Below are 16,832 nucleotides of genomic sequence, written 5' to 3'. Positions count from 1 at the left end.
TGTTAGACCAATTGGTCAGATCATGTAGCGGATGTCACACTTGGGTCAACCTGTTGGCCATGACTCACCGCTATTTCCCCCTTTCGGGGTAGTCCGGGGAGAGACACGGGGTGGATAGGAGAGATCGATGAGCTGGGATGAGCTGGATCTCGCGGTCGGTCGGGCCGTCGAGGCGATCCAACAGGCCGCCCTGCAGCTGGCCGTGACACCGTCGCGCGTCACCAGCGGGGTCACCACCCCGCAGACCGCGCTGGAGATGATCACGGCGCTGGAACGGGGTCTGTCCGACCTGCCGGAGGGCGCCGAGCAGCGGGCGGCCACGCTGACCCTGCGGGCGGCGCGCGCCGACATGCTGTCGGTTCAATTGGCGCGGCAGCGGTCGGCGATGGCACGCGTCACCGAGCAGATCGCCCGGATCCGGTCGGCGCGGACACTCGACGACCTCGTCGAGTCGGTGCCGATCGAGACGTCGGGGCTGGGCTACGAACGGGTGATGTTCTCATGGGTGGAGAACGAAAGGTGGGTGCCGCGGAGTTCACACACCATGAGCGGACCCCGGGAATCACAGGCGATGATGGCCGCCGGCGGACCGCCGTATCAGCCGATCCGTGAACTCTTCGAGGTGGACGTCGTGCGCAAGCGACGACCCATCCTCGTGCTCGACGCGCTGTCGAGTCCGAGAGCTCATCCGCAGATCATGCCCGTCTCACAGTCGGTGACCTACGTAGCCGCGCCGGTGGTCGCTCGCGATCGGGTCGCCGCGATGGTGCACGCCGACCGCAATGTGGATACCGGACTCACCGACGAGTTCGATCGCGACCTCCTCGCGCTGTTCTGCGAGAACATCGGCGTCGCGCTGGACCGCCTCCTCGACACCACGCCGCAGACCGCCGACGCACTTCCCCCGGGGGTCCAGGCCGGATGGCTGGACGCCTTGACCGACCGCGAGCGCGAAGTTCTGCGGCTCATCTCGATGGGGTTGACCAACGCACAGATCGGCGCCCGGCTGTACATCAGTGAAGAGACCACCAAGACTCACGCCAAGAAGCTGATGCGCAAGATGGGGGTACCGAACCGGTCCCGGGCGGGCGCGATGTACCACCAGTTGTTCGAGCAGAGCGCGTGAGGTGCGGCGGCACCCGGTCCGGGCGCCGCCGCACCCACTACAGGTGGATCATGCCCTCGTTGCTGGCCCAGAAACGACCGAGCAGATCGAACGCGCGCCCCTCCTCGACGATCGGCCCGTATCCTCTGGCGATCGCGTCGTCGAGGTCGTAGAAACCCTCGGCGAGCATCTGGTCCCAGATCCCCGCGGCCTTACCGATCGTGCCGACGAAATCGGTGTAGTAGACGTGACTGCCCGCCAGCACCTTCTCGCGCGTCGACATCGCGGCGATGCGCGGGTAAAGGGCGGCTGCACCCTGTTCGGCCCGGATCGCGATCGGCTCCAACTCGTCTTCGGCGAGTAATCGGATCTCGGAGACCGGTGAGTCCTCACGTTCACGGAGGTACACCGCGTACCCGGTCAGGTGCTTGAGGTAGTTGGCGGGTTCGGTGAACATCGTCCCGATGTCGACCACTCGACTGTTGATCTCCTGCTCGCCCTCGAAGAACATCACGAGCGTCACCGACCACGGCAGGTCGCCGACCGCATCCGCCCACGGGTAGCCCGGATCGTTGAGGATGTGATCGCGGACCAATGCCCAGCCACCGCCGGGCAGCGGGTAGGGACCTGTGTCGGCGACACCGTTACGGCAGTCGAAGTGCAACAGGAACGACGCCAGCTGTGTACTGCCGTTGAAGCGTTGAAACGCCTTGCGCGCCTGCGGGTCGTCGGGGAGTGCGGTCTTCTCGTCGATGAACCGGGTGACCCACTCGTCGTCGAGGAGCGGCGCCTGGTATCCGCGCGCCGAGGTGAACATCGGTCCGGTGTCCCCCCACATCCCCCGGTACAGGCGCCGAGTGAACTGCATCGCGCCCTTCAGGTCATCCGCACGCTCGCCCGCGGTCTCCAACCCGAGGTCGACGGCGATCGCCCGTCCCAGAGCAGACGGCACTCCCGCTGCCCAGATGTGCAACGGGTTGAGCTTGGTACCGATCTCGTGGCGGATTCGCGAACCGATCTCCCGGAGTCCGTCCACACCCACGGCCTCGGTGATCATCCGATGAAAACGCGGATGCCGCTGCCACTGCAGGAACGTACCCATGACCTCGTACTCCTGACGGGGGACGAGGCCGGACTCGCCTTCACTGATCCGGGCGGCCAGGATGTCCCACAGATTCCATCCGTAGTAGTCGAGGAGGTCATTCGCCTCGGCCGTGGTCAGGTCGCGGGCAAGTGACTCGTCGGTGAGTTCGAGGACCCCGGTGGACAGTCCGGCGGCCTTGATCTCGTGCCCCGCAGTGCCACCGGGCACGCCGTTGGCGTCGGTCGGGACAGAAGCGGTCGCGTCCTCGGCCCCCTGTTCCGGTCCGCCCTCGACCGTGGCAGCGTCGGCGAGCCCCTTCGCCAGGACGACCCCACGCGGCGGCGCCGAGATGTCCAGCCGGACAACGGTTCCGTCGGCCGGGACGATCTCGCCCCGAGTGTTCTCCTCGCCCGCGCCGAACGCGACCGACATGATGCAGGGAATTCCGTACTCGCGGGAGACGATTCCGAGGTGGCTCGTCGGCGCACCCTGCAGGGTGAGTATCCCCTTCGGTCCCGCGACGAGCGCGGGGGTCAGGAAGGTCGTGGTCCCACCCCGGGCGATGACGATGTGGTCGTCGACGTCGTCGCGGTCGACGAATTCCATCACCGCCTCCGGTGAGTCCAGCCAGATCGTGGGCCCCTCGATCACCGCGGAGTCCTCGATCACCGCGATGCCGGTACCGATGCGGACGAGGGTCTCGGCGTCGTCTGACGCTGCGTTCGTGGTTGTCATGACTTGTTCCCCTTCGACGCGAATGTCGGGATCGGCGGCGTCATCGGACCAGCGAGTCGTCGAGGACTCCGACGCCACGGTTGACCGTGAGCACCGCACGGTCGGCGTCGGAGTCGAACCGCTCGGCGAGCATCGTCTTCTGCTGCTCGACGAAATCCGGTCGCCACCCTTCTTCGATGTGGATACGCCCCGGGCGTCCGGCGACCAGGCAGGGCCCTCCGGCGTCGTGTGACTGCAACCCGCCCGCCGGCCATACGGCGAGCGCATCACGATGATCGGCCTCGATCTCGGTGACACGATCGAGTTCGTCGACGAGGACGAACCTGGCCGAGGTGTAGGAGTAGTGCTCGAGGTCGCGATCGATGTCGACGCTGATCGAGCGGATCGGCGACTGCTCGCCGTCGCGGTCGACGTACCCGAGTTGGTAGTGCTGGTCGAGGGCGGCGCCCTCGAGGAAGTTGATCGCGATGTCGGGGCCCGACTGGACGTTGACCCAACGGTATTGGTGGATGGCGGTCCAGTCCCTACGGCCCCACGAGTGGTCACGATGGCCGGTCGTGTCGAATTCGATCATCCGATCACCGATCCGGAGCGTTCCCTTCGCGAGACCACTCTGCTCGAGCCGGTTGTCGGCCAGCCAGTTGGGGCACCCGTCGGCGTTGTCGTGGTAGGTGAACGGCTTGGTGGTCGCCTCGAATCGGTAGTCGAGGGCCACGTCGCCGTGCTCGAACCGCACACGCGCATCCTCGTGGGGCACGCCGTGCCGAACGGAGATCTGTCCCACGGTCCAGTCGTCGAAGTCGGCATCGGGAGCCATGGCGACTCCCTCGGTGTGGAACTGCGCGATGCGCTCGTTGTTCCGGCCGAACACGAGACCCATCGAACCCGCCTTGCTCTCGCCGTCCACCCAGGTATAGGCGATGACGCCGATGTCCTCGTCGGGCAGGAACAGGATGAAGATGAGGCTCTCGCGCTCGAGGGCGGAGTTCTGCAGCTTGTGCCTGCGGTCGTCGCGGTCGGTCAGTGTGAATGCGTGTGTCATGTTGTCCTCTCGAACCCGTTGATAGGCGAACTCGTTGGGGCGAACCCGGTGTGGGCGTGGGTCAGGCAGGTGTGATCGAAGGGAAGCCGGCGCCGGTGATGAAGACGGGGCCCAAGACGGCCGCGGCCTTGCCGTCGGTGAGGTGTGGCCACGCTTTCTTCGTCAGCTCGGTCGGTGCGTCGAATCCACCCTTGCGGATCTCGTCCCACAGGCCGGCCCGCTGGGCGATGGGCCGGATGAAGTCGTGCGAGTACACGGTGATGCCGTCCCATATCTTCTCGTCGACACTCTTCCGCGAGTACATCCGGTAAAGGTCGAGCACTCCCTTCTCGGCCTGGGCCGCGATGGAGCGCATCTCGTCCCGGTCGACCACGCGCAGTCCCGACATGGGCGTGTCCTCGGTGTCGCGTGCGAAAACGACGACCCTGTCGAGGCTGTCCAGGTAGGTCGAGGGCGTGGTGAATGTGGTGCCGATGTCATTGATCGTCACCTCGATGTCGTCGTCGCGGAACACCATCACCTCGGTCACCGCGTAGGGCATCCCCTCCGCCACTGTCGCCCACGGGTAGTTCGACTCATGGAGGAAGTGATCGCGCACGAGTGCGAAGCCGCCGCCGGGGAGCGGATACGGGCCGGTGTCACCCATGCCGAGCCGGTTGTCGTAATGGAGCATGAACCCGAAGAGCTCGGTCGTCGCGTTGAAGCGGCGGAAGGCGGCCCGGTAGTCCGGGTCCTCCACCGATACCGCTTGGGCAACAAGGGGATCGAGGATATCGCGGTCCAGGTGCGGGAGTTTGAACCCGCGACCGGAGGCGAGTCCGGGACCGTCGCCCCAGGTGCCGTGCCACAGGCGGCGGCCGAACTGGATGCAGGTCTCGATGTCCTCACGGTGCGCGGCCGGGTCGACGAGCTCGAGGGTGACGCCGACGCCGCGCCCGAGGATGGCCATCAGCGCGCACGCATAGTTTCGGAGGTGGTTGACCTTGGTACCGACCTCCCGCTTGGAGACGCTGCCCAGGTCCACGAGACCGTCGACGCCGATCTTCTCGGTGATGGCACGCATGGCGTCGGGGTAGACGTCCCACTGCTGCAGGAAGGACAGGCTCTCGTACTCCTGGCGCGGGATCAGGCCGGATTCCCCCTCCGTCGACCGTGAGGCGATGAGTTCCCACAGGTTCCAGGCCATGTAGTTGAACCAGCTGTCGATCTGGTCGTCGTCCAGGGAGTCCGGACGGATGTCGGCAGCGGTGGTGTCGACGAACGGATGCGGGTCACGCCGCCGCAGGATCGCATCGCCTTCGGGCCCTCCCGGAATCTCCGCCATGAACTTTTCGATGAACGCCGCGAAATCCACTGCTTCTTCGGTCGTGTCACTCATGTTTCTCCTCAAAAGGACTGATCATTCACATCAAATGACCATTTGATCGGTGACGTCAGGGTGCTCCACTCCGCCGTAGGAGCACATCCCCCGAAAGGGGGAAGTGTGTGTCGCGTCACTCTCAGGGCTTCCCGTGAGCGGTGTCATCGCGCTAGGTTACGGCCAACCATTAAACGGTCAGACCAATCAGACGGAGGTAAACGTGACTGGTGTCTACTCCTTCGATCACGCCCACCACGTACCCGCTCGTGAACTCGGCCACCTCCTCGGAGGCAAGGGAGCCGGACTGGCGGAGATGACGAACGCGCTCGGCTTCAACGTCCCGCCGGGATTCACCATCGCGGTACCGGTGTGCCGGGACTACCTCGAGAACGGGTGGCCCGCCGAGCTCGAATCCGATCTGGACGGACACGTCCGCCGCCTGGGCGAGATCATGGGCCGCCACCTCGGCGACCCGGGCGATCCCCTACTGGTCGCCGTCCGCAGCGGCGCACCCGTCTCGATGCCGGGAATGCTCGACACCGTCCTCAACCTCGGACTCAACGACGAGACCGTCGAGGGACTTGCTCGCAGTTCCGGTGACGACCGCTTCGCCTGGGACAGTTACCGCCGCTTCCTCGAGATGTTCGCGAACACCGTCATGGGCGTCACACCCGAGTCCCTGCCGGAGCTCCCGGAGGGTGCCGACACCGAGGATTTGCGAACACATGTCGTCGAGCTGAAGCAGCGGATCGCGGCTGAGGCGGGCCGCCCGGTGCCGTCCGACCCCGGGCAGCAGCTCCGGGAGGCCATCGAGGCCGTCTTCCGGTCCTGGGGCTCCGACCGTGCCCGTGCCTACCGCAGGCACGAGGGCATCGACGAGAACATGGGCACCGGATGCAACATCCAGGCGATGGTCTTCGGTAACCGTGGCGCCGACTCCGGGACAGGGGTCGTCTTCACCCGCGACCCGTCGACCGGCGAGGCCAGGCCGTTCGGCGACTACCTACCCTGCGCGCAAGGTGAGGACGTGGTGGCCGGCACGACGAGAACCAAGCCGCTGGCTTTCCTCGCCGAACACCAGCCCGACGCCTACGCCGACCTCCTGACCGCCCTGCGGCGTCTCGAATTGCACTACCGCGACGTCTGCGATGTCGAGTTCACCGTCGAGAACGGCCGGCTCTGGCTGTTGCAGACCAGGATCGGCAAGCGCGGCGCGGTGGCCGCCGTACGCATCGCGGTCGATCTCGCCGACGACCCGGACATCGCACTGACTCCCGCCGAGGTCCTCGATCGGGTACCGGAGGCACTCCGGGCACGGGCGCGGGCGGAGGTCGCCGCCCAAGCTCACAACCCCGGCGAGGAGATCACCCTGTTGGCGAGCGGTCTCGGTGCGTCGCCCGGACGTGTCACCGGCCGCATCGTCCTGACCGCCGATGATGCGATGTGCGCCGACGACGACGTCATCCTGGTCCGCACGAGCACCAGTCCCGAAGACGTCGCCGGCATGTCGGCCTCGGTCGGAATCCTCACCACACGTGGAGGTCTCGTAAGCCATGCGGCGGTCGTCGCCCGTGGTTGGGGGGTCCCGGCCGTGGTCGGCGCCGATTCACTGGTCATCGACGGCGACGAGGTCCGGTCCGAGGACGGGGTCGTGGTCCGCGCGGGTGAGGTCATCACCATCGACGGCGCCGCCGGTTGCGTGTGGGTCGGCGAAGTCGCCGGCTCGTCGGAGGAGATCGAAGGAGCTGTCGCCGAGCGGCTTCCGCAACTCGAGCGCATCGAGGACTGGGCACGCGAGCGTCAGGCGACACCGGCATGACAGTCTCCGGGCCGGGACACGTGGTCGTCGTCGGCGCCTCCCTCGCCGGTCTGCGTGCCGTGCAGACGGCCCGCGAGGTCGGATTCACCGGCCGCCTCACACTGATCGGGGACGAGCCCCATCTCCCCTACGACCGGCCCCCGTTGTCGAAGGAGTTCCTCGCCGACGGACCGCAGACCTCCGCACACGAGTTCCCGGAGAGTGCCGATCTCGCCGGCACCACCGGCGTGGACCTCCAGATGGGCACCCGGGCAACGGGTCTCGATCTCGCCCGGCGCGTCGTGCACACGACCAACGGCGACGTCGACTACGACTCCGTGTTGATCGCCACCGGGGTCCGGGCCCGACGGCTCCCCGGGACCGACCAGCTGCGCGGCGTGCACGTACTCCGTGACCTCGACGACGCGCGGGCCATCCGTGACGGACTCCGGCCCGGCGCCCGGGTGGTGATCATCGGCGCCGGCTTCATCGGCGCCGAGGTGGCCTCGGCAGCGGTCAAACGTGGGCTCGAGCCGGTCATCTTGGAAGCGGCACCCACTCCTCTCGTCCGGGCCGTCGGTGAGGCCGCCGGAGCGGGTCTCGCCCGCATGCACGCTCGCAACGGCGTCGAACTGCGTTGCGGAGTGGCCGTGTCGGCCGTCGTCGGCGACGATCGCGTCGAGGCAGTCCGGCTCGCCGACGGTTCCGAGATCCCCGCCGACCTCGTGGTGGTCGGCATCGGCGCGGACCCGTCGACCGAATGGCTCGCGGACTCGGGCCTGGAGATCGCCAACGGTGTCGTCTGCGACGAGACCTTGCGCGCCCACGAGTCCGTCTGGGCTGCCGGAGACGTCGCGCGGTGGGCCAATCCACTGTTCGACGTGCCGATGCGACTCGAGCACTGGACCAATGCCGGTGAGCAGGCGGTCCACGCGATGGAGAACCTCCTGGCCCCCGGTGACGCCACCCCCTACGGCCATGTTCCCTACTTCTGGTCGGACTGGTACGGGCACCGCATCCAGTTCGCCGGCCTCGCGATCGGCGAGCCGCATGTGGTCAGCGGTGGCTGGGACTCCGATGAACTCGTCGCCCTCTATCGCGACGGCGACCGCCTCATCGGCGCCCTGGCGGTCAACCGGCGCGGTGACATCATGAAGTACCGGGTTCAGATCTCCCGCCGCGGCACCTGGGACAAGGCACTGGCTTTCGCCGATAAGCGCAACGCGGCCGCCGCACTGTGACATCGCGACCCGAGGAGACCTTCATGCAGCACCATGACGACGTATTCATCGGCGGCCGCTGGGTGCGGTCGCACTCCCCCGACCGCACGTCCATCCTCAACCCTGCGACGGAGGAGATCTGGGCGTCGGTCCCGGACGGGGACGAGCAGGACATCGACGACGCGGTCCTGGCGGCCCGGGCGGCGTTCCCGGCCTGGGCGGCGACCGCCCCCGCCGACCGTGCGGCCGTGCTCCGCCGACTCGCCGACGAGCTTGACGCCCGCGCCGACGAATTGTCCCGCATCATCACGACCGAGAACGGCACGCCCATCGCCGAGAGCGGGGCGGCACCCGCGCACAGCGCCGCCCACCTGCGCCTGACCGCCGGCCTGGCCGAGACGCTCGCCGCACCGGATGATCGGCCGAACCCCATGGCACCGGGCCACACCGTCGTGCGCCGGGTGCCGGTCGGCGTGGCGGGTCTGATCACACCGTGGAACTTCCCCCTCGGTCTGATCATGATCAAGCTGGGGCCTGCCCTCCTCGCCGGGTGCACGGTGGTCGTCAAACCCGCTCCCGAGACTCCGATGGCCACTCGGGCGTTGATGGATGCCGTTGTCGCAGCCGGTATTCCAGACGGGGTGGTCAATCTGGTCACGGGTTCGACGCGGGCCGGGAGCGCACTGGTGCGGCACCCGGGCGTGGACAAGATATCGTTCACCGGCTCGACGCAGGTGGGCCGCTGGATCGCACGAGAGTGCGGAGAGCGGCTGCGGTCGGTGACGCTCGAACTCGGCGGCAAGTCACCCGCCATCGTCCTCGACGATTTCGACCGCGATGTCTTCGCGAAGAACCTGCTGCGGGTCTCCATGCGGAACACCGGGCAGACCTGCAAGGCCTGCACCCGGTTACTCGTACCCGCCGATCTACACGAGGAGATCGCCTCGCTGGCAGCGGACATCGTGTCCGCGGCACCGATGGGCGATCCGTTCGACCCGGCGACGTTCTTCGGTCCCCTCGTGTCGGACCGACAGCGAAGCCGCGTCGCCGGCTACCTCGCCTCGGGCCACGCCGAGGGCGCGAAACCCGTGACGGGCGGCGACGTGTCGACGCGCTTCGACCGGGGCTTCTTTGTCGAACCGACTGTCTTCGCCCATGTCACACCGGACATGACGATCGCACGCGAGGAGATCTTCGGTCCGGTCCTGTCAGTGATCGCCTACCGCGACGTCGACGATGCCGTCGCCATTGCCAACGCATCCGAATACGGCCTCGCGGCAACGGTGTTCGGCACGGACCCGGACCGTGCGAGCGCTGTGGCGCAACGACTCGAGACGGGCAACGTCGGCATCAACCACTACGGGTCCAACGCGGTCGCACCCTTCGGCGGGCACAAGGACAGCGGCCTGGGAACCGAATTCGGCATGGAGGGCCTCACCGCCTACCTCCAGTACACGTCGATCCACTACCCGTCCTGAACATCGAGAAGAGAGTCTGATGAGAGCAGCAGTCATGTGGGGTCCGGGCAAGCCCTTCGAAGTCCAGGAGATCGATGTGGCGGCGCCGGCGCCCGGACAGGTGGCCGTCGACCTGCACACCTGTGGTGTGTGCGCCTCGGATCTGTCCCTCACCACCGCGTTCGGACAACCGACCCCGGTGGTCCTCGGACACGAGGGGGCGGGGGTGGTGTCGGCGATCGGTGACGGCGTCGACACGATCGACGTCGGCGCCCATGTCGTTCTGGTCTGGGTCCCACCCTGCGGGAAGTGCGCGCCCTGCCGGCGTGGTGACGACTACTTGTGCGCCAACCGTCGTTCCTCGGCGGACAAGCGCGCCGGGAAGGGCGCGGCGTGGGCGTCGCCGCTCAGCGTCGGCGGCACCACCATCCACCAGGGCATGGCCACCTCGACCTTCGCGCAACGCACCGTCGTACCCGCGAACGCAGTCGTGCGCATCGACGACGACGTCCCGTTCCCGGTCGCGGCGATGATGGGCTGCGCGGTACCGACCGGCGTCGGCGCGGCTCTCCGCAGCGCGCACGTGCAACCCGGTGACGATGTCGCCGTGATCGGATGCGGTGCAGTCGGACTGAATGCGGTCATGGGTGCGGTGGTCGCCGGTGCGGCTCGCGTCGTGGCCATCGACCCGATGCCGGAGCGGCGGGCGTTGGCGATCGAGGTCGGCGCGACGGAGGGTGTCGCACCCGACGGGCTCGCCGAACTGTCCGGACTCGACGTGGTGATCGACGCCGTCGGCGCTCCCACCACGGTCGCGGGAGCGTGGAAGGCCGTTCGGCGGGGCGGCACGGTGACGGTCGTGGGCGCCGGCCGTCCCGACCAGACCGTCGAGATCAACGCCTACGAACTGTTCCACGACGACAAGAAGCTGACCGGGAGCTTTCACGGCGGCATCAGCATGCACCGCGATCTGCCGATGCTCGTCGGACTGTGGCGTGCCGGACGCCTGCCGGTCGAGAAGCTGATCACCGGGACCGCGGACCTCTCGGAGATCAACGAGGTCGTCGCCAAACAGCAGTCCGGTGAGGCCCTGCGCATCGTTCTCACCACCCAGCCCTGACCAGATCGGAAGGAAGAACATGGGAATCACGCTCCTCGACAACGGCGCCGAGCGCCGGCACATCTTCTACGACGCCGACGCGCATCCCGACGTCCGCGAATCACTGGCCTACCTCGTGCCGATCCCGTCCGCCCAATTGGGCATCATCTTCTACACCTGGGTGCACGCCCAGGGACCGGACGGGCAGGCCAGGGCGGGTTCGGCACTGATCGTCTTCGGACCAGGCGTCGGAGAACCGATCTTCGAGGTCCACGACAACATCGGCGTGCCGGACTCCATGGGGTTCGACGACTGGCGGGTCGGGCCGGGCCGGTTGACGCTCTCCGACGACATGATGAAGTCCACCATCGCCTTTCACGGTGACCGCGTGTCGGTCGAGTACGACTGGACCGGGCTGAATCCGTCCTTCGGATTCGCCGCGAACCGCAACGGCTGCCCGCAGTGGCTGGCCTGGGACCGCACCGAACAGGGCGGTCACGTGGTGGGCACCCTGGCCATCGACGGCACCGAGCACGCGCTCGACGGGTTCGGTCACCGAGACCATTCGTGGGGCATGCGCGACTGGGGCGGCGCGACGCACTGGAAATGGTGGAACATCCTGACCGAGGGTGACACCGCCATTCACGCGATGGAACTGCAGTACTTCGGCAAGACCACCCTCCACGGGTACGTCCAGAAGGACGGCGTGATCGCGACGATCACCGATATGGACGCCGACATGACCTTCGACGAACGATTCGTGCACACGGAGGTCCGCGCGACGATCCACGACGACGAGGGTCGTCGCACTGAGGTGACGTGCCGACAGGGAGCCGACCTGCAGTGGCCGGTCAGTCCACGGCTCTGGATCCACGAGGCGGCGATGTTCACCACGGTCGACGGCGTGGAGGGCGTCGGGTACATCGAATGCGCCTGGCCGCCCGAGTACATCGCCCACCACCGCACCGACGGAGTCGGTGTCGGCGAGCGCAACGCGCTCACCCTCGACCGCGACTGATCCCTGGAAGAAGGAAACGATGAGCTACACGGACAAAGACGAGTTCGAGGTCCTCCACGCACTGCGGATCAAGGGCATGACCCAGCCCGACGAGATCGCGGAGGCCACCGGTCTCGACGTCGACCTGGTGACCGAGGTCCTCGACACCGCCGTAGAACGGGAGCAGGCGCGCAAACGGTCCGGCGGTCGGGTGCAGGGCTACATGCTCACCGCAGGCGGACGCACCCGCCACGAGGACCTGCGCGGCGCGCATGTCCCGGGTGACACGGCCGGATTGTCGCGCGCCTATGACGCCTTTCTCGGCCCCAACCGGGAGTTCAAGGCGCTGACGACCAGATGGCAGACCGAGGCCGACGGTGACACCTCGGTCGTGCTGCCGGGTCTGCTCGCCATCGACGAGAGTGTGGCCGAGGTGCTGGACCTCGCCGGCGCGTCGGTGCCCAGGATGACCACCTACCGTCCTCGCTTCACCCGGGCACTCGAGGCGTTCCGGAGCGGCGAGACCTCGGCCCTCGCGCGCCCGATGTCGGGTTCCTATCACGACGTCTGGATGGAACTCCACGAGGACCTGTTGCTGACCCTGGGCCGGGCGCGCACCGACGACGACGAGTGACGCGGCCGGCGCGCGGGCCGTTTGTGGAAGCGCGATCATGATGCGGGGGAAGCGATTTCCCCCGCATCATTTTTTCTCGCACGCCAGTGCGAGGACGCGCTGCGCCTGCTTGAGGTGCGGCAGATCGAGCATCTTTCCGTCCAGTGAGACGGTCCCGACGTCGACGGAGAAGGCCTCGACCACCCGGGTCGCGTACTCCACCTCGTCGGCAGACGGGGTGAACGCGGCGTTGATGATGTCTACCTGCCCCGGGTGGATGGCGATCCTCCCGCTGAAACCCTCGGCTCGCGCCCGCCGCGAGGACTGCTCGAGCCCCGCCTCGTCGCGGATGTCGACATAGAGCGTCTCGACCGCCTCCACGTCGGCGGCACGAGCGGCCATCAAGGTCAGCGACCGCACCAGCTGATAGGTGTTCGCCCACCCGCCGTCCGGCGCGAGGTTGGTCGACGCGCCCAGTGCCGCACTGAGGTCTTCGGCACCCCACGTGAGCCCGTAGAGCCGTTCGATCCCCGCAGTCGCGAAGTCGCCGAGACGAAACGGTGCGATCGCGGTCTCGGTGGCCACAGGCAGGACGCGGATCGCTCCCCGCGCGATACCGTGCGCCACCTCGAGAGCTTCGAGGTAGTGGTGGACCCGGATGACGTCCGCGGGTCCGTCGATCTTGGGGATCATGACACCGGCGGGACCGGCGGGCACGACCGCGGCGAGGTCGAGCAGTGCAGAGTCGGTGTCGATCGGATTGATTCGCACCCAGAGCCGCGGGCCGGCCTCCGCACCGCTCCGGCTGCCGATGAACTCGGCGACGAGCTGCCGGGCGACGGTCTTACGGCCCGCGCTGACCGCATCTTCGAGGTCGAGGATCATCGCATCCGCGGTCGAGGTCTCGACCTTCGACAGCTTCTTCTCGCTATCCCCCGGCACGAAGAGAAGCGAACGGATGGGTGTCGTCATGCCGGCTTCTTCCGCTGGAGTCCACTCCGCTTGCACGAGGCCACGAGTTCGTCGTGCTGGTTGAACGCCTGATGCAGGAAGGTCACGATCCCCTGATCGGGACGTGACTTCGAGTCACGCAGTTCGATGACCTCGGTCACGACGTGGATGGTGTCCCCGTGGAACAGGGGCTTGGGGAATCGCACCTCGTCCCATCCGAGGTTGGCGACCGCGGTCCCGAGCGTGGTGTCCCCGACCGAGATACCGACCATCAGACCGAGCGTGAACGCGCTGTTGACGATGCGTTGGCCGAACGGCGTTCCCTTCATGTACTCCTCGTCGAGATGGAGCAACGCGGGATTGTGGGTCATGGCGGTGAAGAGCACATTGTCCGTCTCCGTCACCGTCCGCCGGATCGGATGGTCGAACTTCTGCCCCACCGATAGCTCATCGAACCAGACTCCAGGCACAGTCAACTCCTCGCACTCGACAGTTCTGCAAATGGTACGACCATAAAACGGTAGGGTCAACCTACCCCTCTCTCGTCGGCTTCGACGTTTTCCCCGTGCTCTCCGCGTGCCCGAGAGATGATTCTCGACGGTGATCGGGGGAGCAGAGGAGCGGGAAAGCATGAGAACTGACGCCGACGACGGACGAGCCGAGAGCCCAGTGGGTCGATGAGCGACGCGTTCCTGCGCGAGCAGGTCGCCGACGCCGCCCGGCGGCTGGCTGCCGAGGGTCTGCTCATCGGGACGTCGGGCAACGTGTCGGCGCGAACGGGCGACCGAGTCGCGGTCACCGGCACAGGTGTCGTCCTGGCCGAGTGCTCGACGGACGACGTGACCGTGGTTACCCTCGCCGGCGACGTCGTGCTCGGCGAGGTCCGGCCCTCGTCCGAGCTCGGTCTGCACCTCCGGGTGTACGAGCGAACCGATGCGCAGGCGGTCGTGCACACCCACGCACCGTTCAGCTCGGCGGTCGCGTGCGTCGACGGCCTGACGTCGCTGCCGGTGCTTCATTACCAACAGCTGGGTCTCGGCGGGGCCATACCCATCGCGCCCTATGCCACGTTCGGCAGTCCCGAGCTGGCCGAGACCGTCGCCGCCGCGCTGGCCGGTTCACAGGTGGCGCTGATGGCGAATCACGGGTCGGTGGCACGGGGTTCCGGGCTCGCGCACGCCGTCGACAATGCGCTGCTGTTGGAATGGCTGGCCACTCTATATCACCGGACCAGCAGCATGGGTCGCCCTCGCGCACTCACCGCCGACGAACAAGAAGCCGCGATCACCCAGGCGATCCGGCTGGAGTACGGGAGCCCGAAGGAGAACCGAACGTGAACACCGAACTGCCACCGCCGCTTTCGATCGCCACCGTCGGCGTCCAGGTGCTCGACATCCACGTCATCGGGATCGAGTCCATACCCGAGGGTTCCGACGGCGCGCTGGTCGAGACCATCTCCTTCTCCGCGGCCGGTACCGCGGGCGGAACGGCCCTCGTGCTGAGTCGGCTCGGTGCAGCGGTCCGCACGTTCGGCGCGATCGGCACCGACCCCATCGGCGGGTCGCTGACCGATCTGCTGGTGGCCGAGGGCGTCGACACACGCGGGCTCGTCGCCAAACCGGACATCCAGACCTCGTCGTCGGTGATCCCCGTGCGCCCCAACGGGGACCGTCCGGCGTGGCACTGCATCGGCGCCAACGCCCGGTTCGGCCTCGACGACCTCGGGCCGGACGCGCTCGACGGGCTCGATCATCTACACCTCGGAGGCCCGGAGTTCCTCGGCGGACCGGTCGCGGCCGAACTCCTCGGCCGAGCTCGCGACCGCGGTATCACCACGTCGGTCGATCTGCTCTCGGGCGGCGACCCGGGTCTTCTCGAGTGGATCGGCGAGGCGCTGCCGCATATCGACCACCTGTTACCCAACGACGAGCAGGTCCGTGGCCTGACCGGGTCTGGCGACCTCGAAGCGGGTGCGCGATCGCTCCTGGCGCGCGGCGTCGGGTGTGTCGCGCTGACCCGAGGAGCCGACGGCGCTCTGGTCGTGACGAACAACGAGGTGGTCTCGGTCCCCGCTTTCGCGGTGGACGTCGTCGACACGACGGGGTGCGGCGATTCGTTCTCCGCCGGGTTCATCACCGCGCGGCACCGGGGGTTCGACCTCGCCGCCGCCGCCGAGTTCGGTTGTGCCGTCGCGGCGCACGTCGCACAGGGCATCGGCACCGCGGCGAGTTCCTACGACTTCGCCGCGATCGAGACGTTCGTGGAGGCGCGTCGGCCCTCGTGAACCCAGCATGAGCGGCGCACCTGTTCGGTGGTTCCCGCTGTGTGGTGACTGCCGCTGTTTGGTGATGTCGCCGTCGGGTACGCGACCACCGATCTGTTGTCGACGCAGGAGGTGGCCGCCATGGCCGAGGAGAACGTGCAGGGATCCACGATCGTGATCGCCGGGGCGTCCAGCGGATTCGGGCGCGGCGCCGCGGTGCGGCTCGGTGAGGTCGGCGCCAACGTGGTGGTGGCCGCCCGTCGGGGCGAGGCGCTCGACGAGGTCGTCGCCGAGATCACCGGCAAGGGCGGCTCCGCGATCGCGGTGGCCACCGATGTCAGCGATCCCCGCGCGGTGAGTCACCTCGCCGCAGCGGCACTCGAGCGCTTCGGCGCCATCGATGTGTGGGTCAACAACGTCGGCGTGGGAGCAGTCGGTTACTTCTGGGACATCCCCGTCGAAGACCATGCCCGGGTCGTCGACGTCAATCTGAAGGGGCTGATCTACGGCGCACACGCAGCGCTCCGTGTGTTCCGTGCTCAGGGCCGGGGCACGCTGGTGAATGTCGGGTCGGTCGACTCCGAGGTGCCGCTCGCCCTGCAGAACACCTATGCGGCAACCAAAGCCGCGGTCCGCAGTCTCGGCCACTCGCTGACCGAGGAATTGCGGATGTCCGGTGACGACGCCATCCGGGTCGGGACCATCCTGCCGTGGGCGGTGGACACACCGTGGTGGACCCACGCCGCCAACTACACCGGCCACGAACCGCGCATGGCCGCGATGGACGATCCGCAGATCGTCGTCGACGCGATCGTCGCCGCGTGCACCGATCCGAAGCTCGATCAACCGGTGGGCTACAAGGCCAAGGCCGCGAGCGCCTCTCATTCGGTGATGCCGGGTATCACCGAACGGTTCTCGGCGGCGGTCGTGAAGTCGGAGACCGAGAAGGGAGCACCCGTGAAGGCGCACCCGGGGGCCATTCACGACCCGAATCCGGACAGCACCGGGGTGTCCGGCGGAATCCGCGAACGGATGGTCGCCGAGGATTCCCGCTAGTAGGGCAAGATCCGAAGAATCCTTGACTCGAATGCATGTTCGAGTATCGTGG

General features: G+C 67.5%; 15 protein-coding genes. 10 read left to right on the top strand and 5 right to left on the bottom strand.

Annotated features, from left to right (window positions below; genetic code table 11):
* The first annotated feature begins 127 nt into the window (after positions 1-127).
* A complete protein-coding gene (locus tag ACSUZC_RS01985) occupies positions 128-1,126 on the top strand; it encodes a helix-turn-helix transcriptional regulator (RefSeq protein ID WP_439031267.1) in 999 nt (332 codons plus the stop codon).
* A 37-nt stretch (positions 1,127-1,163) separates the two neighbouring features.
* On the opposite strand, the gene ACSUZC_RS01980 is transcribed toward ACSUZC_RS01985, so the two are convergent.
* The 3 genes from ACSUZC_RS01980 to ACSUZC_RS01970 form a co-directional block, all read right to left on the bottom strand.
* Complete coding sequence (locus ACSUZC_RS01980; RefSeq protein ID WP_439031266.1) at positions 1,164-2,924, bottom strand: PEP-utilizing enzyme; 1,761 nt, start codon at positions 2,922-2,924, stop codon at positions 1,164-1,166.
* A gap of 40 nt (positions 2,925-2,964) precedes the next feature.
* Positions 2,965-3,966, bottom strand: a complete 1,002-nt coding sequence (locus ACSUZC_RS01975; protein WP_439031265.1) for a DUF7064 domain-containing protein — start codon at positions 3,964-3,966, stop codon at positions 2,965-2,967.
* A 61-nt stretch (positions 3,967-4,027) separates the two neighbouring features.
* Positions 4,028-5,344, bottom strand: coding sequence for a hypothetical protein (locus tag ACSUZC_RS01970; protein WP_439031264.1), 1,317 nt, complete (start codon positions 5,342-5,344; stop codon positions 4,028-4,030).
* 202 nt (positions 5,345-5,546) lie between these two features.
* On the opposite strand from ACSUZC_RS01970, the gene ACSUZC_RS01965 reads away from it, so the two are divergent.
* Genes ACSUZC_RS01965 through ACSUZC_RS01940 form a run of 6 tightly spaced genes read left to right on the top strand, consistent with a single transcriptional unit; the run spans position 5,547 to position 12,531 of the window.
* Entirely contained in the window at positions 5,547-7,145 is a 1,599-nt protein-coding gene (locus ACSUZC_RS01965) for a pyruvate, phosphate dikinase (protein WP_439031263.1), read from the top strand.
* On the top strand, positions 7,142-8,365 hold the full coding sequence (locus ACSUZC_RS01960) for an NAD(P)/FAD-dependent oxidoreductase (RefSeq protein ID WP_439031262.1): 1,224 nt from the start codon (positions 7,142-7,144) through the stop codon (positions 8,363-8,365). The genes ACSUZC_RS01965 and ACSUZC_RS01960 overlap by 4 nt, the downstream gene beginning before the upstream one ends.
* 23 nt (positions 8,366-8,388) lie before the next feature.
* On the top strand, positions 8,389-9,822 hold the full coding sequence (locus ACSUZC_RS01955; RefSeq protein ID WP_439031261.1) for an aldehyde dehydrogenase: 1,434 nt from the start codon (positions 8,389-8,391) through the stop codon (positions 9,820-9,822).
* A 19-nt stretch (positions 9,823-9,841) separates the two neighbouring features.
* A complete protein-coding gene (locus ACSUZC_RS01950) occupies positions 9,842-10,921 on the top strand; it encodes a zinc-binding dehydrogenase (protein WP_439031260.1) in 1,080 nt (359 codons plus the stop codon).
* 19 nt (positions 10,922-10,940) lie between these two features.
* Entirely contained in the window at positions 10,941-11,918 is a 978-nt protein-coding gene (locus tag ACSUZC_RS01945) for a DUF7064 domain-containing protein (RefSeq protein WP_439031259.1), read from the top strand.
* 19 nt (positions 11,919-11,937) lie between these two features.
* Positions 11,938-12,531: a MarR family transcriptional regulator gene (locus ACSUZC_RS01940; RefSeq protein ID WP_439031258.1), complete on the top strand. Its 594-nt coding sequence runs from the start codon at positions 11,938-11,940 to the stop codon at positions 12,529-12,531.
* A gap of 66 nt (positions 12,532-12,597) precedes the next feature.
* Here the strand turns inward: ACSUZC_RS01940 and ACSUZC_RS01935 are convergent, their stop codons facing one another.
* On the bottom strand, positions 12,598-13,482 hold the full coding sequence (locus ACSUZC_RS01935) for an HpcH/HpaI aldolase/citrate lyase family protein (protein WP_439031257.1): 885 nt from the start codon (positions 13,480-13,482) through the stop codon (positions 12,598-12,600).
* A complete protein-coding gene (locus tag ACSUZC_RS01930) occupies positions 13,479-13,931 on the bottom strand; it encodes a MaoC family dehydratase (RefSeq protein ID WP_439031256.1) in 453 nt (150 codons plus the stop codon). Before ACSUZC_RS01930 ends, ACSUZC_RS01935 begins: the two co-directional genes overlap by 4 nt.
* 207 nt (positions 13,932-14,138) lie before the next feature.
* Here ACSUZC_RS01930 and ACSUZC_RS01925 point away from each other — a divergent pair, with 207 nt between their 5' ends.
* The 3 genes from ACSUZC_RS01925 to ACSUZC_RS01915 all read left to right on the top strand — a co-directional run bounded on the left by ACSUZC_RS01925 (position 14,139) and on the right by ACSUZC_RS01915 (position 16,780).
* Positions 14,139-14,798 carry a class II aldolase/adducin family protein gene (locus ACSUZC_RS01925; protein ID WP_439031255.1) on the top strand — a complete coding sequence of 220 codons (660 nt, stop codon included), beginning with the start codon at positions 14,139-14,141 and terminating at the stop codon, positions 14,796-14,798.
* A complete protein-coding gene (locus tag ACSUZC_RS01920) occupies positions 14,795-15,745 on the top strand; it encodes a carbohydrate kinase family protein (RefSeq protein ID WP_439031254.1) in 951 nt (316 codons plus the stop codon). Before ACSUZC_RS01925 ends, ACSUZC_RS01920 begins: the two co-directional genes overlap by 4 nt.
* Before the next feature lie 120 nt (positions 15,746-15,865).
* Positions 15,866-16,780: an SDR family NAD(P)-dependent oxidoreductase gene (locus tag ACSUZC_RS01915; RefSeq protein ID WP_439031253.1), complete on the top strand. Its 915-nt coding sequence runs from the start codon at positions 15,866-15,868 to the stop codon at positions 16,778-16,780.
* Positions 16,781-16,832: the final 52 nt, after the last annotated feature.

This window comes from Gordonia terrae, from assembly GCF_051789125.1.
GTDB lineage: Bacteria > Actinomycetota > Actinomycetes > Mycobacteriales > Mycobacteriaceae > Gordonia > Gordonia terrae_A.
The sequence above is the reverse complement of the archived record's forward strand: the minus strand, read 5'-3'. Positions and strand labels throughout refer to the sequence as shown.